The following is a 26122-nucleotide window of genomic DNA, read 5'->3' as shown; positions in this document are numbered from 1 at the left end:
TACTTTTGAGCTACTTACCTATGCTGGATCGCGATCAAGTTCATAAAGTTGCTCATCTCGCTCGTTTAGAATTGGCGATCGAAGAGGAAGAGAAGTTTGCGACTCAACTAAGCAGCATTTTGGACTACTTTGAGCAGCTCAGTGAGTTGAACACAAGCAATGTAGAACCAACCACACGGGCGATTGATTTGACTAATGTGACGCGAGTAGACCAGTTGCAGCCATATAGCGATCGCGAAACGATTCTTGAAGGCGCACCTGAGCGGGATGCTGACTTTTTTAGAGTGCCTAAAATCATCAACGCTGATTAGTGAAAGCTGATTAGTGAAATCTAACCAAACAACTTGGTGTCTCTCAATCAGATATAGCAATCCTAAATGGTTTGTGAGCGGCGCACCTCTCACAAACCCCAAACGGATAAATTATTTAGGACACCTATAGAGTCCTAACAGCACGAAGAGTAGGGGCGTAAGTTGCGCTCCTCTTTTGATTCCTAGCCAAAAGGTTAAAAACAGGTTATGAAGCTCTGACATCAAAGTTTGGCATATCCATAGATGGATGCCACGGGGCAAGATGTTAAACCGTCTACCCTCCGTAGGAGGATATTCACACTACCTATAAGGCGGATTTCTAAAAATTTGCCTTCTGATTTAATTGGCAAAGTCCTTTGTTGAGGTTAAGTCTTGTGAAGGCTAAATACGTTACCCTCTTTGGGACAGCCCTAGCCCTGGCTCTCACTAGCGGTGCTGCTGTTGCCCAATCGAGTGGCACAACTGCCCCCTCTGCGGCAGAAATCAAGCTTTCTCCAGAAGGCTTCAGAATTCTGTGCGAAGTTTTTCCCCTAAACTCCCGCTGTCCTGGTGGTACCCCTTTAGATTCGACCGCAGCCCCCACCAGCCCTTCTGAGGATACGGCTGAACCTGCGGATACAACTACAGACACAACCGAGACCGACGAGACCGATATGACTCGGCCTGCGGGTCCACCCAGCTCACCTGGTAGCCCTGACAGCGGCACTGTACCTGAAGTAGACCCATCTAGCCCCGCTGATGACTCTGGGACTATGACTGACCCGGGCACAACAGACACAACAGACACAACCGAGACCGAAGAGCCCGATATGACTCGGCCTGCGGGTCCACCCAGCTCACCTGGTAGCCCTGACAGCGGCACTGTGCCTGAAGTAGACCCATCTAGCCCCGCCGATGACGCTGGGAGTACGACCGACCCCGGCATGAGTCCTGACGGTTCTATGTCTCCTGAATCAGCCCCCAGCTCAGATTCACCTGCACCTCAGACCCCCTGAGGTTCTCAGTCAGACAAAGCCCCCAGGGTTTCACTGTTTCAAGCTCATACCAAGACCTTAGAATCCTATCGATCCAGCTCTAAGTAATGAGGCTTTTCTTAGAGCTGGATTTTATGTTGCAAAGTTAAAGCACTCGTAGCACGCTAGAGACACTGCTGATTGATGACAAGCTGCGGATTTCTTCTAGGGCTTGGCGAAAGTTTCCTTCTGGGACATCGTGCGTAACGACGACGATTTCTGCTAAACCATCTTGATTGCCGATCTGAACAACGGATTCCAAGCTGACTTGATGGTTGCCGAAGCAGGTACCTAGTTTGCCAATGACGCCAGGGTAGTCCTTAGTGAGAAATCGGGCGTAAAAGCGGGTCACTAGGTCTGTCATCGGTGCGATCGCGCTGTAGTGCTGGTGAGAGCAAGCTAGGAGGGGATGCGCAGCTTGAGTGGGCTGAGTGGAAACTGGCACTAAATTAGCTTGCAGCATAGCGGCAATGTTGAGTATATCTGACACCACAGCACTAGCCGTTGGGCCTGCCCCTGCACCACGACCAAAGAACATCACCTGCCCAATTGGGTCACCTTCCACCAAGATGGCGTTGTAGACATCGTTGACGCTGGCAAGAGGGTGAGACTTGGGAACTAGAGTTGGATGTACTCGGATTTGGAGCTGCTCCGGTGCGTTCTCAGTAGAGACTGTGTTGCGTTTGGCGATCGCTAGCAGCTTAATTACAAAACCGAGCCGCTCCGCGTAGGCAATATCAGCAGCACTGACCTGACGAATGCCTTCACAATGAACTTCTGCTAATTTAATTCGTCCGCCAAAGGCGAGTGAAGCTAGAATCGCAATTTTGTCGGCTGCATCTAGGCCGTCTACATCAGCGGTGGGATCGGCTTCGGCATAACCCAATCGTTGAGCATCTGCTAGCACCTCAGCGAAGTCAGCGCCTTCATTTTGCATCCGGGTCAGGATGTAGTTAGTAGTGCCGTTGATAATCCCTATGACCGTATCAATACGATTGGCCCCGAGTGACTGCTTGAGGGGTTGAATTACTGGAATTCCCCCGCCTACCGCTGCTTCTAGCAGTACATATACTCCTGCTTCGTTGGCAGCGGTGAAAATCTCAGCGCCATACCGGGCGATCGCAGCTTTATTGGCCGTGACCACATGCTTACCATGAGCAATGGCTTGAAGAATCAGCGATCGCGCAGGCTCTAAACCTCCCATCACTTCAACCACAATATCAATGTTGGGATCGGTCACAATGGATTCGAGATCCGTGGTTAGTAAGTCAGCGGGCAGGTCGATTTCACGGGATTTGTCGAGCGATCGCACCCCAACTCGATGAATTTCTAACTCCTTTAACAAAGGGTGGCGCTGCGTTGCATCGAGCAAAATCTGTGCTGTACCCGTGCCCACTGTTCCTAGCCCTAGCAAACCGACTTTGAAGGTCACAACCGTTATCCCAAATTCCAATAAGTTCTGACAAACGAATAAGCCCTAGGGTTTGAATCTTCAGGAAGAAAAGTTGCTTCCCAATCGATCCAAACTCTAGGGCTAGTTTAACTGCTAGTGATGACACTCTGAGACTTCAGCTCAGCGGAGCATTCACGGAGCGATCGCGGCTTAGTAGGTTTCTACGTGCCAGCGCTCGCTCTTCTTCATTTGCTTCTGGTAATCGCTCCAGGTCACGCCATCTTTGGCAGCCGCAGCAGACAGCGCTTCATCAATGCCGCCTTCCATACCTTTGAGACCGCAAATGTAGGTGTGGGTGTTCTCCTGCTGGATCAGCTTCCACAGTTCATCTGCGTGCTCAGCTACACGGTCTTGGATGTACATCCGACCGCCAGAGGCATTCTTTTGCTCCCGGCTGATGGCACAGGTGAGGCGGAAGTTTTCTGGATACTTTTGCTGAATTTCTTCCAACTCTTCTTTGTAGAGAATGTTGGGGCTGGTGGGAATGCCGAAGACCAACCAAGCAAAACCCTTAAATTGGTAGCCAGGATTGGCTTGACGCTCAGCGTCCTTAAACATGCGCCACAGGTAAGCCCGGAAAGGTGCAATACCCGTTCCAGTGGCAAACATGATCACGTTGGCATTGGGATCAGTAGGCAGGAGCATTTCCTTCCCAACTGGTCCCGTGATTTTAACTTCGTCGCCTTCCTTGAGGTTGCAGAGGTGGGTAGAGCAAACTCCGTAAACGGTCTCGCCTGTTTCAGGGTGCTTGTACTCTAGCTGACGCACGCACAAAGAAACAGTTTTGTCATCGACATGATCGCCATGCCGAGTAGACGCGATCGAGTACAGACGGAGCTTTTCGGGTTTGCCTTTCTTATCAATTCCGGGTGGGATAATACCAATACTTTGACCTTCTAGGTAGCGCAAATCACCGCCAGAAACATCAAAAATCAGGTGGCGAACGGTGCCAATTCCGCCTTCGCCCACTAGTTCCTCGTTAGAAACACATTTGCCTAAATAGGGGCTATTCGGACGATAAATGTTAACGGGAACATTTTCTTCGAATAGAGCCTCATGCTTTGCACCTGCTGCTGGAGCAGAATCTGCTTGCATCTTAGCGGGTTGAGCCGCCGGAGCAGATTGCGCTGACTGCGAACTTTTACTAGCAGCCGCATTACCGTTGGTAAGGGTTTCACTATTGAGTGGCTCAATGCCAACAATCTTGCCGCCCATACGCAGAATGCGCTGCATCATATCGTTCATGCGGTTATAGGGCACTGTGATAAAGGTGCTACCGCTGCGACGAATGGGGTAGTTCGTTTTATCCGTTTCCGAATTCTGACGCAGACCGACGACTTCATAGCGGAAGAGACGGCTACCGGAAGCCGTGTTGCCAGCACCGCCCGCTGCACTTGAATTGAACATTGCTATAGATATCTCCGAACCCAACTTAACTTAACATTTTGCTACAAAGCGTCCTTGGCTCCCATTAATGTTAGCCCTACGCCTCAATCGCAAGTCTCAAAGGACTGAAAGATTAAATCTGCATCACGCAATTACATCACGCAGTTATAGAAGCCATGCCTACTTCTAGAGTATCGGAAGACCGAAATATCTCGGCCTCTTTCTCGTGGCTACCCAAAGCATAAAAGGTTAGTCAGGAAAAGAATGTCAATGTCGAGCCAATTTCATTTCTTTAAAATGCGCAATTAACCTTAGCATAGATAGGAACCGAGCTAATTTTCAATTCAGGCTGAACTTGTAGAGGGGATCATGTTCTGGTAAGATGAACTGTTAAAGTAGTATTAAATACTTACTAGAAAAGCTTCTTCAGGATAAGCGGTAGCTCTTTTGCTGCACGTTTGTTTTGCATCTGCCTCTGTGCCAGCCTTCTAAGCCGCACTACCCACTTCGGGCGTGAATTCCGGGCTCTAGAGTGAATCTGCTCAAAACTCAGTTAGTGAACAGTCTATTCAACGATCGTTAGAGGGAATCTATGACCAGTAAGCCAGACCGCGTGGTTTTAATTGGCGTTGCCGGAGACTCCGGATGCGGTAAATCTACATTTTTGCGCCGATTGACAGATTTGTTTGGGGAAGATTTTGTTACCGTAATCTGCCTCGACGACTACCACAGTCTGGACCGGAAGCAACGTAAGGAGACCGGGATTACCGCCCTTGATCCCCGTGCTAACAACTTTGACTTGATGTACGAGCAGGTCAAAGCTCTGAAGAACGGCCAGTCTATTGATAAGCCTATCTACAACCACGAAACGGGCGAACTCGATCCTCCAGAACGGATTGATCCTAATCACATCATCGTGATTGAAGGTTTGCATCCTCTGCATGATGAGCGGGTGCGATCGCTGCTTGACTTCAGCGTTTACCTCGACATCAGTGACGAAGTGAAGATCGCTTGGAAGATTCAGCGAGATATGGCCGAGCGTGGTCACACCTATGACGATGTCATGGCAGCCATCAATGCTCGTCGCCCTGACTTCGAAGCTTATATCGATCCGCAAAAAGGCCACGCTGATGTAGTGATTCAGGTACTACCCACTAACCTGATCAAAGGTGAAACGGAGCGCAAAGTTCTGCGCGTTCGCATGGTGCAGAAAGATGGGGTTGAAGGATTCGAGCCTGCTTATCTGTTTGATGAAGGCTCTACTATCGACTGGACTCCTTGTGGTCGTAAGCTTACTTGCTCGTATCCCGGTATCAAGATGTTCTACGGTCCTGATACCTACTACGATCACAGCGTTTCCGTGCTGGAAGTGGATGGTCAGTTCGACGAGCTAGAGGAAGTAATCTACATTGAGAAGCACCTCAGCAAGACTTCGGCTAAGTACGAAGGTGAAGTGACTCATCTGTTGCTGCAACACCGTGAGTATCCCGGTTCGAACAACGGTACTGGTTTATTCCAAGTGCTGACGGGTCTGAAGATGCGGGCAACTTACGAGCGTTTGACGTCTAAAGAAGCGAAGACCAAAGTAGCAGCTAACGTCTAAAGCTTTTTGTTTCCATCACAGGCTGTATTACTAGGGCGCGAGGCTGAGGTCTCGCGCTTTTTCTATGGCGTTGATGGCAATATGGCGATCGCTGGCTGAGGTCAAATCTGGTCTAACTCCTGGCTCTCCAAAAACTTAGTTCCCCATTCGTGCATGGAGTTCAAGATTGGCTTGAGGGTTGCGCCAAGGGGAGTCAGGGAGTATTCCACTTTGGGTGGGACTTGCAGGTAAACCTGGCGATGCACTAAACCGTCTTGTTCCATTTCTCGCAGTTGTTGCGTCAGCATTTTTTGGGTGATGCCATTCAACGCTCGGTGTAACTCTCCAAAGCGTTTTACTCCAGGAAATAATTCGCGAATAATCAAAACCTTCCAACGCCCACCAATCACGCCTAGTGTCGTTTCTACAGCACAGGTGACGCGATCGCGGCTCTCAACTTGTGGCTCCATAGTATCTTTTGGGGTAGTATCTAGAGTTCTAGTCTATACCTTACATTTAGCCCCTAGCGTTGCCTCAAGTTAATTTTGCTTGGTCGAGTGAACTGCCCAATATAAAATCGCAAATCTGATTTGGTGCAGCACTAGTTTTTCTAGAGAGAATTAGTGAGTGAATTGCTGAGCCACCGTACTGGGAAGATAGGCGATCGGATTAACAGCGCTTTGTCCTTGGGGGCGAATTTCGAAGTGGCAATGAGGGCCAGTACTATTACCTGTACTGCCTAGCTCAGCGATGATTTGGCCTTGCCGCACCTGCTGGCCTTGCTGCACCAAAATTCTCTGATTATGAGCGTAAAAGGTGACGCTGCCATTCAGGTGTTGGATTTTGACTAAGTTGCCGTACCCACCCTGGTTCCAGCCAGCACTGATCACAATTCCATCTGCTGCTGCTTGAATCGGCGCACCAACAGGGCCAGCAATATCGATGCCATTGTGCATGCGACCCCAACGTGGACCAAATCTAGAGGTGACGACGCCTTTGACGGGCCAAATATAACCTGCTTGGAGGGAGGAATCTGTGGGCCAAGCAAAATTGGGCTTCGAACTGGATGGTCTAGAGGCCGCGACAGGATAACTTGGCACTGGTACTTGAATCAGTTTGATGGAGCCAGTGGCTGAATTGGTAGTAACTTGAATCCGGTAATTTTGGGGAGTTGCGATCGCTGGATCTAGCAATCCGGCTGCTAAGCTACCTATCGTTAATGATGCAGTTAGTAGCAATTGCAGGGGACGGCAGTTTGAGGATGGGATCGTCATGCGTGGTTCGTTCAATTCGATAAAGGACTGAGCGAGGACACCCTATTTCACACCAAAAACACGATTGCTCCTAGCAATAAAGCTAGTAAATCGCATAGCCCTCACTTTGCCTGGAACGCATGGAGAATTAACTGGCGTTCACACGGATCTCCACCCAGCCAGTTGCTTTAAAGGGCCTGGTGATTTGACGGAATTTACGGATGTAACTTACCTGCTACCCCCAGGTTCAATTTGCAAGTCTTCTTCTTGAGACTCAAAGATGATGTCTACACCGCGTATGTCTTGGAAGGTAAATTCGGCTCGGCGATCGCGAGCGTAATCTACGCGACTGGCACCAGTAGTTTTACGTTGGGTTTCGCCCAAAGAACGAATGGTCAACCGTTCTGGTGCAACGCCTCGACGGAGTAAATAATTTCTGGCTGCTAAAGCTCGACGACGACCCAGATCTAAGTTGTAGGCATCGCTAGCCCGAGGGTCAGTGTGGCCTTCAATATCCACCACGATGAAAGGATATTCTCGCAGCACCTCAGCGATTTGATTGAGCACTGCCGCGCTCTCTGGGCTGACAATATCTTTGTCGAGAGCAAAGTGGATGTTTCTAGGTACGCGCAACCGAATGGGAGGTGGAGTTGGTGTAGGTTCTACTGGAGGTGTGGGTGGCACCTGAGCCACGGGGGGAGTGGTGCAACGGGGCACTTCTGTAACTGGCGTAGGTGATGTGGGAGGAGCCGCAGCACCTTGAGTGGTGCGGATAGTGGCGTTGGCGGCTGGCTCGGAGGTCCCGTAACGGCTATCTGTGGCGATCGCGCTAATTTGCTCGCCGGGCTGCACGTTGGTCAAGGTGGCGCTAAATCGACCTTTTTCGTTGGCTGTTGCGGTGGCGATCGCTTTGCTTAAGGGTGCATAACCCGGAAACAGATTAATGGCTTTGCTCTTTACTCCTGACTCCTGGCTCCTGGCTTCAACTCGATAAATCTCGACTTGAGTACCCGGATCGGCTTTGCCATCCACATTTACTTGATCATTGAGCAGAACGAATTCGGAACTGAGCCACTGAGGGGCATTAATGGCTGAGTTCCCCGTATCTAAGCGGCGATTGCCCGAATTGCGGGGGGGATTGGGACCATCACCACGCTGATAGTCTTGCACGCCTACGTTCTGCTGCGTGTTCAGATCAATGCTGAGTCCTTCTAAGGCGGCAAATTCGTTGTCTTGAATCAAGTTGCGATCGCTCTTGGGGTAAGAAGTGACTACGACTCCAGGCCCCGTTTGGTAGCTAATCTGGTTCTTGATCACTTGATGCTGATTGCCCATTAAATAGACTGCGGCTCGCCGCAACCGTCGTCCATTGAGCTTAATTTGGTTGGCTTGAATCTGGACTGATCCATCAGGCTTAAACAAGTAAATGCCACTGCCATCGTTGCCGCAAATCAAGTTAGCCGTAATTTGGGAGCGATCGATCACACCTTCCAAGCGAATCGCGTCGGGCATCCCCGCAATACCGTTGCCCACAATAATGTTTTCTGTAACTTGGGTATTCTCCGCCCGCACCGCCGTAATAATGCCACTGCCTTCATGGTTGGCAATCCGGTTGCGCCGAATCACGGTGCCGACTCCGTTAAACACAGAAACACCAAACGCTGAGGGATTGGTAGGCATCTGTTCATTAATGGTTAGGCCTAACCAGTTGTTCTCAATCGTGACGTTCTGCGGCGGTTTGTCTTCAGCACCAAACGGGAAGTTGGCGTTGGGAGGTTGCTGCTGGCTGGTGTCTGGGGGTGGTAAACGGTGTGCAATAAAAATATCGGCAGGCGGAGTGCTGGCGGGTACTTGACGACGGGAGTTGAATCCGTAAAGGCTGAGGCCGCGAATCGTCACATTGTCCGCAACGACAGTTAGCCCCCGAAAGACTTCCTGACCCTCCGCGGGAGTAATAGCGACTACTGGGATCGGAATGCTGATTTCAGCCGTAGCCGATTTTTCTGCATCATATCCGGGTTGCGTGCTGCCATCGATAACTAAGCCAGGGCGAGCGAGCGGTGGTAGAACTGAAGTGAGACGAATTGTTGTTTGCTCGGCAGGTAAGCTGAACTCGATGCGGGAAGGGGCATCGGCACTTAGGGCTGTGACTTGAGCTTGTTCTTCGGTACTCAAGCGATCGCGCTCCAGGGTGCCATTCGTTAGGGCGATCGCTTCTCGCAGGGTTATGGCTGTATCTGGCTGGATCGGCCCATCTTGATTGCTGTTGACCACTACCCGTAAATGTGGCGCAGGTGAGGGATTAGTCTCAGAGCTGGGAGCAGCTGTGACGCTGGGCGCGATCGCAATTTCTGTGAGGCCAACCCAAAGTCCTAGGAGAGCAGCCGATTGGAAGCGGTAGGATGCAGGCATGGTCAAGCTATGGAAGGTGACGATCAACGAAGTGATTCAGAGTTTACCCTGATTTTGCTGACCCAGAATCAGCGACCCTAACGGTTAAAGCAACTGGTAGTAGTTTCCCGTAGGATCAATACAGTCTTACTCGAACGGAATTCAAAGCTGTGGCCTCATTAAGCGATGCAAACAATGCTGCAACTCCTCTGCCCTTGGCCCGGACCCCACTATTTGAGCATGCCGTAGCCCTGAAAGCTCGCATGACTGCCTTTTCTGGCTGGGAGATGCCTGTGCAGTATGTCGGCATTGCTCAAGAACACCAAGCGGTGCGGCAGCAAGCGGGAATGTTTGACATCTCCCACATGGGCAAATTTGTGCTGAAGGGCCACCAAGTAATTGAGCAACTCCAGCGTTTAGTGCCCTCAGATCTAGCTCGGCTCCAACCTGGTGCCGCCCAATATACCGTTTTGCTCACGCCAGAAGCGGGTATTGTGGATGATTTGATTGTGTATTACCAAGGAGAAGATGCAGCAGGGCAACCAACGGTAGTGCTAATTGTCAATGCGGGCACCACGTTAAAAGATAAAACTTGGTTGACCGAGCATCTGGATTTGGGCCAGGTGGATTTTCAAGACCTGTCTACAGAAAAAGCCCTGATTGCCGTACAAGGCCCTCAAGCGATCGCCTGTCTCCAACCCTTAGTTGAAGCCGACTTGAGTGCCGTTAAGCCCTTTGGTCATTTAGCAGCTCCAGTCTTGGGTCAACTCGGTTTCCTCGCTCGCACAGGCTATACCGGAGAAGATGGTTTTGAAGTCATGGTTGATGCAGCGGCAGGTGTAGAACTATGGCGATCGCTGCTGGCGGCAGGTGTGACTCCTTGTGGCTTGGGCTGTCGGGACACCTTGCGTTTAGAGGCGGCAATGGCCCTCTACGGCCAAGATATTGACGAAACCACCACACCCTTAGAAGCAGGTTTGGGCTGGTTGGTGCATCTAGACACTAAAGGCGACTTTATCGGGCGATCGGTGTTGGAGCAACAGAAGCAAGCAGGTGTGCAACGGCGCTTAGTAGGGCTGAGGATGGCAGGGCGCAATATTGCGCGGCATGGCTATCCGGTGGTGCATGAGAGACAAACGGTGGGCGAGGTAACTAGTGGTAGTTGGTCACCCACTTTAGAGCAAGCGATCGCGCTGGCTTATGTCCCCGTAGCTTTGAGCAAAGTGGGGCAGCAACTCAATGTAGAGATTCGCGGCAAATTCTATTCAGGGGAAGTGGTAAAGCGCCCCTTTTATCGGCGACAAGCCAGTCTGTGATGCTCAACTGATCTAGCAAATTGCCGCTAGTCTTGCTACGCTACCTAAAATCTTTAAATATTTCCAAAAATTTTTTGCCATCACCTGCCGACTCGCTCATGATTAGGAGAAGTTTTTTAGCTTTTTCGACGGTTGATCCTGTTTTATGCGGATACTCAACCTAACAGCCTGTAAGCGAGATCAGATCGGGTGCTGGCTGCCAGTTGGCAAGGATGTGAATGTTGTCTGAGCAATGTTCACGACAGACAAGAAATTTCCTGGTGGGTAGTAGGAGTGGTTCAGTCATGATACCGAGCGATCGCAGGCTTCTTCAGAGTCCAAATAGCAACACTACAAATGAGCACAAGCGATTTTTGTTGCGTGCTGTTTGGCAACATTGGGTGCAAAAAGAGACGGTGAGTTATGTTCGCACCGTGGCTACCTGTACATTGTTAGCTTTAGTAGGAGCTGGCTTAACGCCAGAAGCTAAGGCAGATGTGGTCGTTCCATTGGCATCAGTCCCAGAACCTGGCAGCTCTGTCGTTTCAACTAACGCGGCTGATTTAGTCACCACACCCGCGATCGCGCCTCCAGAAAGTGCTTCGGTTACTGAATTTGCAGCCACAGCTCTTCCAGATGCCCAGCTAGGTTGGTCATCTGCATCAGTGGAGTCAGCCGTAACGATCAATGATTTAGTTCCAGCACCGGATGTAACTGACAAATCTGTGTCAGTCTCCGACTCTCAATCCGCAGTGGTTGCTTCAGAGGCCGATCGCCCTGAAACTCCGGTTGTGGCGGCACAACCGAAACAACTAACTGCTGCTGAACCAACCGCAATTACGCCTAGCCCTAAAACTAGAGCAGAAACTCTAAGACCTGAGTTGGCACCTCAGCGTCGTGAATCTAACCCTGCGATCGCACCTGTATCCAGCTCTAGAAGCGAATATCAGGTAGCCCAAGTTAGCTCGTTTTCAGATATTCAAGGCCACTGGGCGCAAAGCGTGATTGAATCGTTGGCATCCAGGGATGTGGTGCGTGGCTTTCCCGATGGCACCTTTCGACCCGACATTACAGTGACCAGAGCCCAATTTTCTGCGATCGTGCGGCAAGCCTTCCAAGTGCAACCCGTCCGTACCTCGGTACAGTTTTCGGATGTATCCACGAACTACTGGGCTTACAGCGCCATCGACGAAGCCTACCGTTCTGGGTTCGTCTCCGCATCTGGCAACAATGTGTTTCTTCCCGACCAGGGTATCTCCCGCAACCAAGCGCTGGTGGGCTTAGTCAATGGCTTGAAATTGACCTCGGAGTCAACCAGTGCCGATATTTTAGAAACTTATTTCGAAGATGCGGCCCAGGTGTCAACGGCAGAGCGAACTGATTTAGCGATCGCAACTGACAAGCGCTTGGTTGTCAGTTATCCAAACGTGAGAGCGCTGAACCCGCAGCAATTAGCCACTAGAGCTGAGGTAGCGGCTTTTATTTACCAAGCCTTAGTGCAAACAGGTGAAGTATCAGCGCTGGATGCAAGCACCACAGCAGCCCAATACATTGCTGGCGCAGCAACTACGGCTGAAACCCCTACCACTTCACCCGCGCAGACATTGCCAACCACGCCGACGACAGCAGCAGCTCCTTCCGAGGAAACGATTCAAGACTTGCAGACTCGCTTGCAAGCTGTGCAAACTGAGTCAGAAAATTTCGGCAATGTCTTTGAAGGATCGCCAGCTCTCAGCATTGCTAACCCGGTAGGCTTTGGAGCTGATAACGGCACTGGCTTTATCAGTGCTACCTATCAAGAACGCACTCGCTACGGTGACAAAGATGATGCCGCAGTTGGGTTTGGTGTAGGTTTAGGAGATGCCCGGAGAAATGTAGGCGTTGAGTTGTCCTATACGCTGGCTAGCTTTGGAGGCAACCGAGACTTTGGCACTGGTGGATTCAATGTGAAACTTCACCGCGCCTTCTCTGAAGACTTTGCTGCTGCTTTGGGCTGGGATGGGTTCATCACGATTGGTGACGAATTCAACGAAGACTTTAAAGACTCGATTTATGCAGTCGCAACTAAAATCTTCCGAACTCGCCCAGATTTGAACACGCCATTCAGCCGAGTTGCTCTCACGGGAGGGATTGGCAATGGTCGTTTCCGAACGGAAGATGATGTGTTTGAAGATAAAGATAACTTCAACGTCTTTGGCAGCTTGGCCGTGAGAGTTGTTCGCCCTGTGAGTGCCTTAGTGGAATGGACAGGCGAAGACTTAGCGGCAGGTCTTTCAATTGTGCCATTCAAAAATCAAAGCTTGGTAATCACTCCAGCCGTGAGAGATATTGCTGGTGCAGGCGATGGGGCTCGCTTTGTAGTAGGACTGGGATATTCCTGGAAGTTTTAGTATCTGAAATCTGAGAAGGTCGAAGATCAAGGGCGACCAATCTTTTACCTTCTCTTGAACCGCAAAGTTTAACCCCAAAATTTGATGATGGAGTCAGGAGTAACTTTATGCGTAGTAAGCGGTGGGCGAGTTGGATTGTTGGAGTTGCTTTAGTGGGAGGGAGCTGTTTTGCAGGTTCGGCTCAGGCTCAAGTTCAAATCAACAATCAGTCGGATGTAAGTGGCACTAATGTTTTTAACAATACGGCTCCCCGGTTTCCTTCCAGACCTGGTCTGAACCCTGACACCCTGGCAACTGCAAATCGGCTGGCTCAAGAATTAACGGCGGCTCGCAATGCCTACAACACGACTGAGCAGGCAGTGACCCGTGTGCCCCGGCGCTTTGCTCGTGGGCCTGGTGAAGAATGTGTGAATCCAGCTTTGTCTCGCTTGAATGAAGCGATTAGAGCGTCGCAGGAATTTCTCAGCGGTTTGGATAGTTCCCAAGTTGAACAACTCAAAAGCGCGAACTTGAAGATTTGGTAACCATTCCAGCGTTGAGGGTTGGCAGTGGTCTAAGTGAGGAGTAACTCTATGGGAAGGCAGGCAATGCGAAACAAAGAGGCTGGAAGTATTGGGTGGTGGCTAGGCGCGATCGCGAGCAGCTTTTTATTGGGAGGATTGGCGGCTCCAGTCCAAGCTGAGGAAATCTTTGGCACAGAAGGTATCCGCTTTGATGTGGATACGATTGTGGAGTTTGAGTTTATTGAATCCAACGGGGCGTACCAGTCCATTTTTGGGATTGTGAACTTAGACACGGGAGAGAGGACGCCGCTGTTTACGGAAGTGAAGCCTTCTGACAATCCTCAAGCGTTGATGGAACCCTCGGATTACAGTTCTGACATTGGTACTAGCGATAACGATGATTTCTTGGGCACGCCGGGCAATACGGTGCCTGAGCCTTTGGCTGAGTTTGAGTTTCAAGCCAATACTCGCTATGCCTTCTATTTGGAGTCTAGCTTTCAGGGACGACCTGCTGGCGTACTTTATTCCACCAATTTCCAAAACCAAACCAATGGCAGCAGATTGGTGAGATTTGAGGGAGGGCTGGGCAACCTGGCCGACCAAGGCATCGCCATTATTTGGGATGATACGGGGTCTGTGATTGTGAAGCCCAATGCTCAAGACCGAGACTTTGATGACTTTCTAGTCCGGGCGGGAGGGCACTTGGCTTGCCCCTACGACTCAACCACAAGCCAGCAACAATCGCAGCTCAAGTCTGTCAACCCTACTAGTAATGGCATGTTGATTAGTCAAGCGGCCTGCCGCTAGAAGCTGTTTACCAAGGATTCAGCTTGCTGAAAGTGAGTGAATCCTTGGTACTTAGAGAGACGGGCTAATTGCTCTAAGGAGCGGACACCGGAATAAAGATGTCCGCCAATTTCCCAAGTTGGGGTTTGTTTGATTTGCAATGCTTGACAAAGGCTGGCCTGGGCATTTTTGCCGTTGGCGTTGCACTCGATATAGGTCACTTGCTTGAATGCGGCTTCACCAAACAATTGCCGCTGGAGCAGGCTAAAAGGACAGTTATAGGCACCATACATTTTTATGTTTGCCTGAGTTAGGTGAGTGGCTAGGCTAATCTCGGCTGAGGCAGTACCAGGAGGTGTAGTGGTGGGATTGGTGACTGCTTCAGCTTTGAGGGTTGAGGTGCTGATGGCGGCGCTGGAGAGAGCGATCGCGATCGCCACTTTAGAGAATTTGCTAAACATGCTGACTAAACCTAGATCTGTAGCGAGGAGTGAGGTGAGAGTGAGTGATGCCTGGAGAGGTCAGCCACACTTCTCAACATATTAGTGAGGGCGATCGCAGGTTTGTCAGGGCAGAATTGCTGATTAATTAGGGCTCCATTCGTTAGCCTGAGGGATGCTACGGATGGTTGCATCTCTATGTTTACCGGAGCTGTTGCTGTCTGTGCTAGAAGCTAGAGGGAGATTTACAGGAAGATGTTGATGCAGGCAACAAGGAGAGCTAAAACTCTCTTGCTCGCATTATTTATATGATTATCTTTTGAAAAGAGTTTTTAAATATGAATTTAGATTAATTAATGCTTAATTTCCGGGTATCTTTTATGGGATCAGAAGACTATTAAGAGCAAATAGAAACTTAGCTTAGACGGAATATTTAGAAGTAATTTATTGGCTGAGTATGTCTGATACGGTGATCCGGGTTGAGAACTTAGGTAAAAAATATATTATCGGTCGCCAGAAACAGGAAAGATACCTGACTTTACGAGATGCGATCGCTCAAACAGCTCGGTCAGTGGGTCAGCATTTTTTACCATCTAAGCACAAAGAAAAGCCACGACTTGATCAAGAAGAGTTTTGGGCGCTTAAAGATGTCTCTTTTGAAATTAAGCAAGGCGATCGCGTCGGTTTCATTGGCCAAAATGGTGCAGGAAAATCAACGCTTCTAAAAATTCTGAGTCGAATTACAGAACCAACAAAAGGTAGTATTCGAATTCAAGGTCGAGTAGCTAGTTTATTGGAAGTGGGAACAGGCTTTCACGCAGAATTAACTGGGCGGGAGAACATCTATCTCAACGGTGCAATTCTGGGAATGAGCAGGGTGGAAATTAAAAAGAAATTTGATGAAATTATTTATTTTGCTGAAGTTGAAAGGTTTTTAGACACACCAGTTAAGCATTATTCTTCTGGAATGTATGTGCGTCTTGCCTTTTCAGTTGCTGCCCACTTAGAGCCAGAGATTTTGATTGTGGATGAGGTGCTGGCGGTAGGGGACGCTCAATTCCAGAAAAAGTGTTTAGGAAAAATGGAGAATGTAGCGAAGGAAGGGCGAACTATTCTTTTTGTTAGCCATAATATGGCAGCAATCAGATCTCTCTGTAGTCGAGCACTTTTGATGAAGAGGGGACAGCTTATTACAGATTCTGATTTTGAGACTGCTATTAGTAATTACTTATCAGAAGGAGATACATCTGATGCGACAGTCGTATGGAACCAATACGATGCACCTCAATCTCCAGAAATTCGCTTTACTAAGGCCTATATATTGAATGATAAAGGTCAGTATGCCTCTTCTTTAGATTGTCGCAAAGAATTTTCTGTTGTTGTAGAGTACGAAGTCATTAAACCTTTAGATGATTTAAGAATTGGCTTCTTCATGCAAAATTTAGAAGGAGTTCCTATATGTGGTTCTAATGATCCAAATGCCTGGCCAGCCACTCTAAGAAACCCAGGTTATTACATTAGCAAATGTACGTTCCCCGGCTATCTTCTCAATGCTGCCAAATATTCGGTTTTTTTTGGCGCAGATATACCACCTTATACAAGCCCTCTTGTAACAACTCCGTACTGTTTAAGTTTCACCATTGAAGATGTGGAGGGTCATGGGTCACGCAGTGAAAAACTTCCTGGAATTATACGACCCAAGCTTAATTGGAACGTAAAACAGTTGACCGAAGTATAAGTTATGGATGAACTTTACTCACTTGAAAATGCCCAAAAATTCAACTGGTCTTCTGTCAATGGCAACTTAAATCCTGAACGGGTATCACACCTTGAAAAGTATTTAATAGGTAAAAAAATTCTTGATGCCGGATGCGGTGGTGGTGCCTATGTAGAATTCTTGGCTCAAAAAGGGTTAGAGATTACAGGCGTTGACAAATATACTCAGTTTTTACAATTAGCAAAAGAAGAAGGTCGGATAGGAACTTACGTCCAAGAGGATATAACTAGTCTTCCCTTTCCTGATAAAGCATTTGAATGCACATATTGTTTTGATGTTCTAGAACATGTAAATGACATGCTGGCTATTCAGGAATTAGCTAGAGTGACTACTAAGCGATTAATCATCGCAGTACCGAAGGAAGATGAGATTATGAATAAATTTAATCTTACGTTTTTACATTATCAAGATAAAACCCACTTAAGGAACTATACGGAAAGTTCTTTAAGAAAACTACTTAGTGGTATTGATTGTTGCAATATTAGGATTTTCCCTGAACTTGCTATACCTACACGAAATTTAGTGAGACAAGTAATTCAACTTGATGTTGATAGTTTTACTAAAAAATATATGAAATCTTCATTGGCTAAAATTAAATTGAAACAAATAGTTGGATTTGGTGCTTCAAAATCACAATCTCTCTATCAAGAATTTTATGATTTTTTGACCAATGAACTGCTTGATAAAGCTTCATATCAAGATATACCTACCGGATTAGTTGCTGTCGTAGACTTAGCTTCTTTGTAGAAGAGTTATGAAAGTTTTATATGATATATCAGTACTTGGAGCAGGCTACTATCATCCTCGTGCCCGAACTGGAATCTTTAGAGTTGTTGAAAATATAGCTTATGGGCTGGCCTCTTCAAAAGAGTGTGATTTGTCCTTTTGCGCTGGTGAGTCATTTCAACAACTGAACTGTTCTTTAGATTACCTGAAATTTAGCTCGCTATTTAAAGAGATATCTCTTCCTGAGACAGATATCATAAAGATTAAGAGAGGTCTTGATACTAAAATTTGTGACCTTAATTTAGAAATTAGTAATATTGGTAATGAGGCACAACTAAGGCTTTTATACCTAAAGATCTGGAGAAAATTACTCTACAGTACAGATAAGATAATTGGCGACAAATCAAATTATCTGATTTGTCCTAAAAGCTTAGAGCAGACAGACATATTTCACTCGCCTTTTTATCCTATACCTGAACAAATCAGACAAAGAAAAAACAAATATGTGTTTCTCACAGTTTATGATCTAATTCCCATTATGTTTCCACAGTTTTTTGAGTTCAACGAAGATCATCTTCTTAAGAAAATTTTAGATAGTCTCGCTCCAGAGAGCTGGGTTATCTGCATATCAGATAGTACAAAAAACGATCTGTGTAATAAATTTCCCGAAATTGATCCTTTAAGAGTTTTTGTAACACCCTTAGCTGCATCAGAGCTTTTTTATCCTTGTAATGATCCTGAGCAGATTTCATCAATAAGAAAAAAATACAATCTTCCTGAAGCACCTTATATTTTAAGTTTAAGTACATTAGAACCTCGAAAGAACATTGATCACACTATCCGATGTTTTGTAAAATTATCGCAACAAGAACATATTAAAGATCTATATCTTGTTCTAGTTGGTACCAAAGGTTGGGATTACAGCAAAATCTTTGATGAAATATCTCACCATCAGTATTTAAAAGACCGCATTATTGTGACTGGATACGTAGCTGATGAAGATTTAGCTGCCCTATATAGTGGAGCTATGGCATTTGTTTACCCCTCTTTTTATGAAGGGTTTGGCCTTCCACCTTTGGAAGCAATGCAGTGCGGTGTTCCAGTAATCACTTCCAATACATCCTCCCTACCAGAAGTGGTTGGTGATGCAGGGATAATGGTTTCCCCTACAGATGCCGATGCACTATGTCAAAGTATGCTTGAGATTTATAATAATCCTTCTCTAAGAGAGACTATGTCTTTGAGTTCGATAGAGCGCTCAAAACAGTTTAGCTGGGAAAAGTGTACTCAAGAAACCATTAACGCTTACAAAACAGCTTTAAGCAGTTAGTAGTCTTTCTTCTTAGTTTTACCTGAAGGTTGAGTCTGCTCATGCGTATTCTCTATGATGGCCAGATATATGCATCGCAACCTACTGGAGGTATCAATCGCTATTTTGCTAACCTGATTAGCAGATTGCCAGAAGATTTTACTTCTGCCCTTACTACTTGCCAGCTTCGCAATGTTAACTATCCCACTCATCCAAATCTGAAAACTTATTTCTATCAAAGATTTGGATTTCGTCCAGGATGCGTTTCATACTGGTTGGAAAAATATTACTTTCGGGCTGTTGCTTCCTTTAATTCCTTCGATCTTGTCCACCCCACTTATTATGGACTGCTTACCCGCCAAGAAATTAATCAATGTCGATATCCTGTTGTTCTGACAGTTTATGACATGATCCATGAGCTTTTCGCTGATCAACTTGATCCCAGCGGTCACAAAACCGAAGAGAAGCGAAAAGCAATCTTGGCAGCACAAGCTGTTATCTGTATTTCGGAGAATACCAAGAAGGATTTATTGGAACGATACTCATTGCCAGAGGAGAAAGTAACCGTTACATACTTAGCCTCAGAAATAGATGTAACCCTTTCTCATGGTTCTGAGCCAGTCCCCCCCCAACCTTACTATCTCTATGTAGGCGGTCGCTACTCTTATAAGAACTTCGATAGCTTGCTAGCCGCTTTTGCAAAGGTTGTTTCTGTTCGACCTGAGATTAAACTTTGTGTTGTTGGTCTGCCTTTTAATGAAACCGAAGAGAAACTGATTGCCGAGCTGAGGCTGAGTGAGTACATAGAACACTACAGCTACACTAGCGATCGCCATTTAGCAAAGCTTTATCGTTGCAGTCTTGCCTTTGTCTATCCGTCCCTATATGAAGGCTTTGGCATTCCTCCACTCGAAGCAATGTCCTGTGGAGCTGTTGTTGTTGCTTCCAATTGCTCCAGCATTCCTGAAGTAGTCGGTGATGCTGCCTTATTATTTAATCCCAAATCTACTAGTGATTTAGCAGATATCTTACTCTCCCTTCTAGACAACTCTATAGAACGCGATCGCTTAATCGCTAAAGGATATCAGAGGGCAAAAGCTTTTAGCTGGGATAAGACAGTAGCTCAGACTCTTAATGTTTACCGTTCAGTAGCTAAGCTGCGATCGTCCTGATCCTTAGTGTTAGCTTACAAAGTTGTAGAAAGGAGCAGCCTTGGAAAGAATATCGATACCTATACGAATTCTGTTGGTTTCCTCAGTGCTGCCGCGAAACAGTAACGGGGGAGAACTAATTCTTTATAGACATCTTTGGCAAAGCTCACCATTCAAAGTAGCGATCGCCACTGATGATCCCACTAGGGTCGCTGAAGATATGACAGTCGAGGCAGTGATCAAACTGCCAATTCATCCATTGCTAACACGGTTAGCTCAAACTAGAGCAGCTCGATGGATTCATGGTGTGCGACAACTCCTAAGCAGCTTTTACGATACTCGTCTATTGCGACGCTATATTCAAGAACAACCGCCCGACCTAATTTTGACCGTTGCTCATGGTGATTTGTGCTGGTTAGCCCAGAAACTTGCCCAAGAGTATTCCATCCCCTTAGTGACTATATTTCATGATTGGTGGCCTGATCTAGCATATGTACATGATTGGGTAAGACACGCGATCGCCCATCGGTTTCGACAACTATACCGCCAGAGCCAGCTAGCTTTCTGTGTTAGTGAAGCTATGCAGCAAGCATTAGGCCAGCATCAAAATGCCCAAATTTTGTTGCCGATCCCACAGCAAATCAGTCTTGAAGGTAATCCTAAAAAGAAAGCTTTGAGCAACAAGTTGACAGCGGTGTATGCAGGTAATCTATCAGATATCTATGGGCCATTACTTCAGAAGCTAGCCACCATATCTCAATCAGTAGATACATTTCAACTCAAGCTACTAGGACCTGTTCCTGATTGGCCTATGGAAAAAGTTCAGGAATTTCAGCTCCAGGGAATTTATACTGGTTTTTTGCCACGTAATCAATTAATTCAAGCCCTTTGGGAAGCGGATGTTTTGCTAGTGATTATGTCATTTGCTGAATCAGATCAAAAGCGAATGCAGACTAGCTTCCCCTCTAAGCTATTAGAATACTGCCAGTTTGGTAAAGCGCTTGTTATTTGGGGGCCAAAAGGTTGCTCTGTGGTTGACTGGGGGCAGAAATATGATTCAGCACGAGTAGTAACATCCCCTGTCGTCGAAGATTTGGTTAGGGCTGTTATAGACCTATCAAAGGAACCTATAGAACAAGAACGTTTGGGCCAAAAAGCATTAGAGATGGCTCAAACAATGTTTAACCCTCTGACAATTCAACAACAGTTTATTGAAAGCCTTTACTCTATTACTAAACTATAAAAATCCAGTCTACCCACAAATTATTCAACACTGCTATATCAAGATAATCTTATGTCAAGCACTCCTAGGCCCCATCTGTTACCAAAAACACTGAGTAGGCTAGTAGATAACTTGCTGTTAAAAGCTTTTCAGAGATTGCCTATACGCTTAATGCAGAGATTGCTTTGGTTACTACAAAAGTATCCAACGTTAGGCGATCGCTGGGGTTATTCTATTCGTCAGTGCCATTACTACGAGCCACTGCCTGAATTTTCAGCAATTACACCAGAGCAGGTGTTAAAGCGACGGGTATCCAGCTGCATTGATTGGAATTTAGAAAGGCAAGTTAGCTTAGTTCGAAAGCTGAGTCAGTATCAATCTGAAATTCAAGAGATTGTAGAGGGGCAGACTAGTATTTCATTTGATTTCTCAAATAGTGTTTTTTCTGAGCTAGATGCAGCAGTTTACTACGCAATTTTGAGAGAGCTAAAGCCTAGGAGGGTAATTGAAATTGGCTGTGGCTATTCAACTCAAATAGCAGCTTTAGCAATTGCCCAGAACTTGCAACAAGGATACAGCGGCGGAATTATTTGTGTTGAACCTTACCCTGAAGCAAGGCTGACAGAAGCTAATTTAGCGGTAGAGCTTATCACTGAGAAGGTAGAAACCCTAAGTCTAGACTTTTTTCAACAACTAAGTGCGGGAGATGTTCTATTGATCGACTCAACGCACACAGTAAAGTTCGATAGTGATGTTTGCCGAGAAATCTTACAAATTCTACCAGCTCTTCCATCTGGAGTATGGGTTCATTTCCACGATATTTTCTTTCCCTATGATTACCCCCCTGACTGGTTAATCAAGGAGCGCCGAGCCTGGAGCGAACAGTACATGCTAGAAGCGTTTTTAGCTTATAACAACGTTTTCGAGGTCAAGCTAGCAAATCATTGGTTGTCTCTTGATTACCCAGAAGAGGTGGCGAAACTTTGGCCTAATGTCCTTCAGTGGCAGCAGAAGTTCCATCAATGTGGCAGTTTTTGGCTTTGCAAAAAATAGGATTGGTTCGTTTTCATGCCAACTATTTCAATCATTACACCGCTATATAACAAAGCACCCTACATTGCAGCTACCATCCACTCTGTATTAGCGCAGACTTATTCAAACTGGGAACTGTGGATTGTTGACAATGGTTCCATAGACAGCAGTTGGGAAATTGCTCAACAATTACCAGATCCGCGTATTCACTTGTTGCGAGCATCTAAACAAGGACCAGGAGCTGCTCGTAATTATGGGCTATCTTATGCTCAGGGAGAATGGATTCAGTTTCTAGATGCGGATGATTTGCTTGAACCCAACCATCTTTCTCAACAACTGCAAGCAGCCCAACAAGATCCAGACGCAGATATCATTGCTTGTTGTTGGCAGGAATTTATCGATGAAAATCCAACTGTGAAGAAGCTGAAGCAGCCAGCAGGTATGGGGCGATCGCCTCAAGAACTAAGAGACGCTGTGATCGCATTTGCTCCTTGGGCTGTCCATGCCGCAATCATCAAGCATAGTTCGCTGGTGCCAGATTGCTATTGGCCAGAACAACTCGATTGCTACTTAGGGGAAGATATTGCCTTCTGGTTTAAGCTAGTTACCTCTTGCAGAGTAACCTATGGAACTAGCCAGGGAGCCTTGTATCGCACTCAAACAGCTGAATGTCGTAGCCAGATTTCAAACCCAGAAAAGTGGTTTGAAGGAGTCCATGCCGCGATCACTCACAATCAACAAGTTCTTCAGCAAGCTAAGACCGACTACACCTCAGCGCAATGTGAAAATCTAATGCGAGTGTATGTTGAACTGTACCGCTCGGCTTGTCATCAACAGGCAAAAGAAGTAGCAGAAGTGGCAAGACTGCATGCTGAGGCTTGGCTACGCGAGTATTTCCGCGTTGTTCGAAAACCAAAATTGTCAATGGTCGCTCGACGATTAGTTGGAATCAAGCCATTTCTGAAGTACTGAGATGGATATTAGAGGTAGAGGACAGACTAGAATGTTAGATTTTCTCCTGAGTAAAGGCAGAAATATTGTATGACCAGTGAGTATCCCGCGCCAGTTGTTCCTTCAGTAGTCTTAAGAATGTTCTTACCGTTACTCAAAGATTCATTATTCAAGCTTCGCTATGGTTTTAGAGGCGTTCCTTTTCAAATGGGAAACGAAATTGTTCGATTGGATGAGTCCCTCAGACGCTGGAATATTGATGCTGAAGCTGCAATTCATCAGATTCTAGGAAAGTACTTAGCTCCCGGTCATATCTTGATTGACGTAGGGGCAAATTTTGGATTGCATACGTTATATGCTGCTAAGGCCGTGGGTCCTCAAGGCTGTGTTTTTGCCTTTGAACCCGTTCCTACAAACCTAAACTTATTACGTAGAAATGTTGCAATCAATCATGTGCAGCAACAAGTAAAAATTATTCCAAAAGCAGTATCAAATTCGACTGATCTGTTTCTTGATTTCTTTGTACCACCTGAAACAGTAGCTGTTACTGCATCCCTATCAGCAGAATCCACCCAATCCCAGACAAAAATTCAAGTTGCGAATGTCCGGTTGGATGATTTTTGGCCTCCCCTCAATCTACCCGTAAATTTGATCAAAATTGATGTTGAAGGGGCAGAGCTAGAGGTGCTCCGGGGTGCTGAGCAACTGTTGCGGCAATGGCATCCACCACTACTAATTGAGGTGCACGGGTTTGCGCTGCCGAGTTTTGGGGCTAGTGTGGTTGAGCTGCGAGGCTTCTTGAATCGCCTGAATTATCAAGAAACTCTGCTAGAGGGTGAGCAGTTTCAGGGAGAAGATTATTTTCAAGCCCTCTATTTGCATTCTGAAGAAAAAATATCTTGCACTTAGAATAAACGACAAAATCTAGAACCTGCTGCTTAAATATTCACTTACCTTTTTCTAAGCCTATGAAATTTGGCATTGTTGTCACAACGATTTATGATGGCCAGTTTATTCATGAGTACTACAACCATTTTTTAGCTTGTGGCGATTTGGAAAAGGTTCATTTTTATGTAGTAGGTGATCTCTCAACACCAACTAGTTGCCGAGAGCAGGTAGAACAATACACAAAGCAGGGTTTACCCTGGTATTACCTAGGCCCAAATGAGCAAAATGATTTCCTCAAGCCTTTTCCAGAACTTGCCGCTGAAATTCCTTGGAAGACTGACAACCGGCGTAACATCGGCTTTCTGATGGCTTATCGCGATCGCTGTGATGTGATTATTGCGATTGATGATGATAACTATCCCCAAAAGAATTGGCCGTTCTTAGCAGGGCATTCTGAGGTCGGTAAAGAAGTTTCTCTCCTTTCGGCAGTTGGACATAATAGCTGGTTTAACTTGTGTTCCATGATGCAGGTTCAATGTCCTTCTTTAGGGGCTGGAGAAACGGTTTATGCCAGGGGCTTTCCCTATCAGCGGCGTGACATAGCCTGTTCAAAAGTTGATGCTGAAGTTTCTACGGGTCTTGTCGCAATCAATGCTGGTCTTTGGTCAGGCGACCCAGATGTTGATGCTGCCACTCGCTTAGTCACTCGTTGTATCGCCAAGGAAAAGTTTACAACTGACTACCTACTTGCCCCTGACACGTTAATGCCTATCAATACCCAAAATACTGGGCTTATCCGAGAGGCGATTCCAGCTTACTATTACGTCAAAATGGGACATCCAGTTGGGGGCATGAAACTGGATCGTTTCGGTGACATATTTAGCGGTTTCTTTGTGCAAAAGTGTGCCCAAGCGGTGGGACATCGTATCAAAGTTGGCTCTCCCGTTGTTGAGCATCGCCGTTCTCCCCACAACCTCTACAAAGACCTTTGGAATGAATTGGCGGGTATGGTTGTCATTGATGATATGCTGCCTCTTTTAGAAGCGCCGTTGTCTCCAGCGAAAACCTATAGTGAGGCAACTGTTGAATTAGCAGAACGAATCGAGAAATGGTCAGCGAAACAGCAAGGATTCCTCTGGGATGAAGCGCTGAAAAATTACTTTAAAAATGTAGCTCAGAACATGAAGCTCTGGGCAGAAGTCTGTCGCCAGTTAGCCTAATGATTTCACTTGTAACTACTGTATTAAATGATCAGCAAGGATGTGCTGCTTTCTTTACCCAAATGGAAGCACAGACTTATCTGCCTGATGAAATTGTCATTGTCGATGCTGGTTCAAAGGATGGCACCTGGGAGTTCCTACAAAACTACCAGCCGAAGAAACCTTATCCACTACAGGTCACTCAGGAAATTGGCTGTAATGTAGCTCGTGGTCGAAATTTAGCGATCGCTCAAGCCCAACATGAAATAATTGTTTCTACAGACATTGGTTGTATGTGGGAATCCCAGTGGTTAGAGGAACTAGCTCGACCATTATTAGAGAATAAGCAACTGGAAGCCGTGATGGGGAGTTGGCAAGTTCGCTGGGAAGACCTCAAGAGTGATTGGGCAAAGATAGAGTATGCCTTACTCGATGGGCCGAAATTAATTGCCACTCCCAAGTCTCACGCTTCCTCACGAGCGATCGCCTATCGCAAATCCTTATGGGAAAAAATTGGTGGTTATCCAGAAGATTTAACTTTAGCAGGGGATGACATGCTGTTTGCCCTGCTCTTACATGAGACAACGGATCGTGTCGCTTGCGCCCCCATCCCGCGCTGTTATTGGGAGCGCCCTGTAACCCTGAAGTCTTTTTGTAAAGAAACACGCCGCAACTTTCGTGGTGGCGGGGAAGCGGGCATCTGGTTAAAGTATGGTTTCCTGGTAGGAGGAAAGCTGCTTCTTGAAGTCCTTCTATTGCTTATTGGTTTAGTCTGGCTACTTTTTGCTTCACCGGTCTGGGTAGGAGCACTTTTCCTAAGCGGCTTTCTCTTCGTGGTGGGGCTACGAGTACTTCGATTAGTCCCCGCTATGCAGCGCTTGAACGCCTATGGATATCCAGGTGGCTGGTTGCGTATTGTCTTGTTTGAATATCTGACTAAGTTTTGGAGTGTAGTCGGGTATTGGGAGGGATTTTTAGCCGGAATAAAGCACTGCCAGAAAGGCCGAGAGCGGCTTCGTAGCATACAAGTAAAACCCGTTTAAGAGAGAAAATTATGTTTAGCA

General features: G+C 46.7%; 23 protein-coding genes. 17 read left to right on the top strand and 6 right to left on the bottom strand.

Annotated features, from left to right (window positions below; genetic code table 11):
- Positions 1-20: 20 nt before the first annotated feature.
- Both gatC and H6F72_RS13320 read left to right on the top strand, forming a co-directional pair.
- Entirely contained in the window at positions 21-311 is a 291-nt protein-coding gene (gene gatC, locus H6F72_RS13325) for an Asp-tRNA(Asn)/Glu-tRNA(Gln) amidotransferase subunit GatC (protein ID WP_190436053.1), read from the top strand.
- 374 nt (positions 312-685) lie between these two features.
- Positions 686-1306: a hypothetical protein gene (locus H6F72_RS13320; protein ID WP_190436047.1), complete on the top strand. Its 621-nt coding sequence runs from the start codon at positions 686-688 to the stop codon at positions 1304-1306.
- Between the two features lie 124 nt (positions 1307-1430).
- Here H6F72_RS13320 and H6F72_RS13315 read toward each other — a convergent pair whose 3' ends face one another.
- Both H6F72_RS13315 and petH read right to left on the bottom strand, forming a co-directional pair.
- The gene (locus H6F72_RS13315; protein WP_190436043.1) at positions 1431-2756 is read right to left on the bottom strand and encodes a homoserine dehydrogenase; all 1326 of its coding nucleotides are present in this window, start codon (positions 2754-2756) and stop codon (positions 1431-1433) included.
- Between the two features lie 171 nt (positions 2757-2927).
- Positions 2928-4184, bottom strand: coding sequence for a ferredoxin--NADP reductase (petH, locus tag H6F72_RS13310; protein WP_190436040.1), 1257 nt, complete (start codon positions 4182-4184; stop codon positions 2928-2930).
- Between the two features lie 571 nt (positions 4185-4755).
- Between petH and H6F72_RS13305 the strand changes: the two genes are divergently transcribed.
- Positions 4756-5766, top strand: a complete 1011-nt coding sequence (locus tag H6F72_RS13305; RefSeq protein ID WP_190436037.1) for a phosphoribulokinase — start codon at positions 4756-4758, stop codon at positions 5764-5766.
- A 101-nt stretch (positions 5767-5867) separates the two neighbouring features.
- Here the strand turns inward: H6F72_RS13305 and H6F72_RS13300 are convergent, their stop codons facing one another.
- The 3 genes from H6F72_RS13300 to H6F72_RS13290 all read right to left on the bottom strand — a co-directional run bounded on the left by H6F72_RS13300 (position 5868) and on the right by H6F72_RS13290 (position 9410).
- Positions 5868-6215 (bottom strand): helix-turn-helix domain-containing protein, encoded by a 348-nt coding sequence (locus H6F72_RS13300; RefSeq protein WP_190436034.1) that lies wholly within the window; start codon positions 6213-6215, stop codon positions 5868-5870.
- Between the two features lie 150 nt (positions 6216-6365).
- The gene (locus tag H6F72_RS13295) at positions 6366-7019 is read right to left on the bottom strand and encodes a M23 family metallopeptidase (protein ID WP_190436031.1); all 654 of its coding nucleotides are present in this window, start codon (positions 7017-7019) and stop codon (positions 6366-6368) included.
- A 207-nt stretch (positions 7020-7226) separates the two neighbouring features.
- Positions 7227-9410: an OmpA family protein gene (locus tag H6F72_RS13290; RefSeq protein ID WP_190436028.1), complete on the bottom strand. Its 2184-nt coding sequence runs from the start codon at positions 9408-9410 to the stop codon at positions 7227-7229.
- A 149-nt stretch (positions 9411-9559) separates the two neighbouring features.
- Between H6F72_RS13290 and gcvT the strand changes: the two genes are divergently transcribed.
- The 4 genes from gcvT (at position 9560) to H6F72_RS13270 (ending at position 14384) form a co-directional block, all read left to right on the top strand.
- A complete protein-coding gene (gene gcvT / locus H6F72_RS13285; RefSeq protein ID WP_348252093.1) occupies positions 9560-10705 on the top strand; it encodes a glycine cleavage system aminomethyltransferase GcvT in 1146 nt (381 codons plus the stop codon).
- 353 nt (positions 10706-11058) lie between these two features.
- Positions 11059-13074, top strand: a complete 2016-nt coding sequence (locus H6F72_RS13280; RefSeq protein WP_190436024.1) for an S-layer homology domain-containing protein — start codon at positions 11059-11061, stop codon at positions 13072-13074.
- A 107-nt stretch (positions 13075-13181) separates the two neighbouring features.
- Positions 13182-13598 carry a hypothetical protein gene (locus H6F72_RS13275; protein WP_190436023.1) on the top strand — a complete coding sequence of 139 codons (417 nt, stop codon included), beginning with the start codon at positions 13182-13184 and terminating at the stop codon, positions 13596-13598.
- A 63-nt stretch (positions 13599-13661) separates the two neighbouring features.
- A complete protein-coding gene (locus tag H6F72_RS13270; RefSeq protein ID WP_190436020.1) occupies positions 13662-14384 on the top strand; it encodes a hypothetical protein in 723 nt (240 codons plus the stop codon).
- Here H6F72_RS13270 and H6F72_RS13265 read toward each other — a convergent pair.
- Entirely contained in the window at positions 14381-14824 is a 444-nt protein-coding gene (locus H6F72_RS13265; protein ID WP_190436018.1) for a hypothetical protein, read from the bottom strand. The two genes, H6F72_RS13270 and H6F72_RS13265, sit on opposite strands and share 4 nt — an antisense overlap.
- Positions 14825-15260: 436 nt before the next feature.
- Here H6F72_RS13265 and H6F72_RS13260 point away from each other — a divergent pair, with 436 nt between their 5' ends.
- The 10 genes from H6F72_RS13260 (at position 15261) to H6F72_RS13215 (ending at position 26101) form a co-directional block, all read left to right on the top strand.
- A complete protein-coding gene (locus tag H6F72_RS13260; protein WP_190436013.1) occupies positions 15261-16541 on the top strand; it encodes an ABC transporter ATP-binding protein in 1281 nt (426 codons plus the stop codon).
- Positions 16542-16544: 3 nt separating this feature from the next.
- Entirely contained in the window at positions 16545-17327 is a 783-nt protein-coding gene (locus H6F72_RS13255) for a bifunctional 2-polyprenyl-6-hydroxyphenol methylase/3-demethylubiquinol 3-O-methyltransferase UbiG (protein WP_190436010.1), read from the top strand.
- 7 nt (positions 17328-17334) lie between these two features.
- Complete coding sequence (locus tag H6F72_RS13250) at positions 17335-18636, top strand: glycosyltransferase family 1 protein (RefSeq protein ID WP_190436006.1); 1302 nt, start codon at positions 17335-17337, stop codon at positions 18634-18636.
- Between the two features lie 41 nt (positions 18637-18677).
- The gene (locus tag H6F72_RS13245; protein WP_190436004.1) at positions 18678-19787 is read left to right on the top strand and encodes a glycosyltransferase family 1 protein; all 1110 of its coding nucleotides are present in this window, start codon (positions 18678-18680) and stop codon (positions 19785-19787) included.
- A gap of 85 nt (positions 19788-19872) precedes the next feature.
- Complete coding sequence (locus H6F72_RS30765; RefSeq protein WP_199299068.1) at positions 19873-21009, top strand: glycosyltransferase; 1137 nt, start codon at positions 19873-19875, stop codon at positions 21007-21009.
- 150 nt (positions 21010-21159) lie between these two features.
- Complete coding sequence (locus H6F72_RS13235) at positions 21160-22041, top strand: class I SAM-dependent methyltransferase (RefSeq protein WP_190436001.1); 882 nt, start codon at positions 21160-21162, stop codon at positions 22039-22041.
- Between the two features lie 15 nt (positions 22042-22056).
- Positions 22057-22992 carry a glycosyltransferase family 2 protein gene (locus H6F72_RS13230; RefSeq protein WP_190435997.1) on the top strand — a complete coding sequence of 312 codons (936 nt, stop codon included), beginning with the start codon at positions 22057-22059 and terminating at the stop codon, positions 22990-22992.
- A 186-nt stretch (positions 22993-23178) separates the two neighbouring features.
- A complete protein-coding gene (locus tag H6F72_RS13225) occupies positions 23179-23880 on the top strand; it encodes an FkbM family methyltransferase (RefSeq protein ID WP_190435995.1) in 702 nt (233 codons plus the stop codon).
- A gap of 59 nt (positions 23881-23939) precedes the next feature.
- Positions 23940-25079 carry a hypothetical protein gene (locus H6F72_RS13220; protein WP_190435992.1) on the top strand — a complete coding sequence of 380 codons (1140 nt, stop codon included), beginning with the start codon at positions 23940-23942 and terminating at the stop codon, positions 25077-25079.
- Entirely contained in the window at positions 25079-26101 is a 1023-nt protein-coding gene (locus H6F72_RS13215) for a glycosyltransferase family 2 protein (RefSeq protein ID WP_190435989.1), read from the top strand. Before H6F72_RS13220 ends, H6F72_RS13215 begins: the two co-directional genes overlap by 1 nt.
- The last annotated feature ends 21 nt before the right edge of the window (positions 26102-26122 follow it).

It is taken from the genome of Trichocoleus sp. FACHB-46, from assembly GCF_014695385.1.
Taxonomy (GTDB): Bacteria; Cyanobacteriota; Cyanobacteriia; order FACHB-46; family FACHB-46; genus Trichocoleus.
The sequence above is the reverse complement of the archived record's forward strand: the minus strand, read 5'-3'. Positions and strand labels throughout refer to the sequence as shown.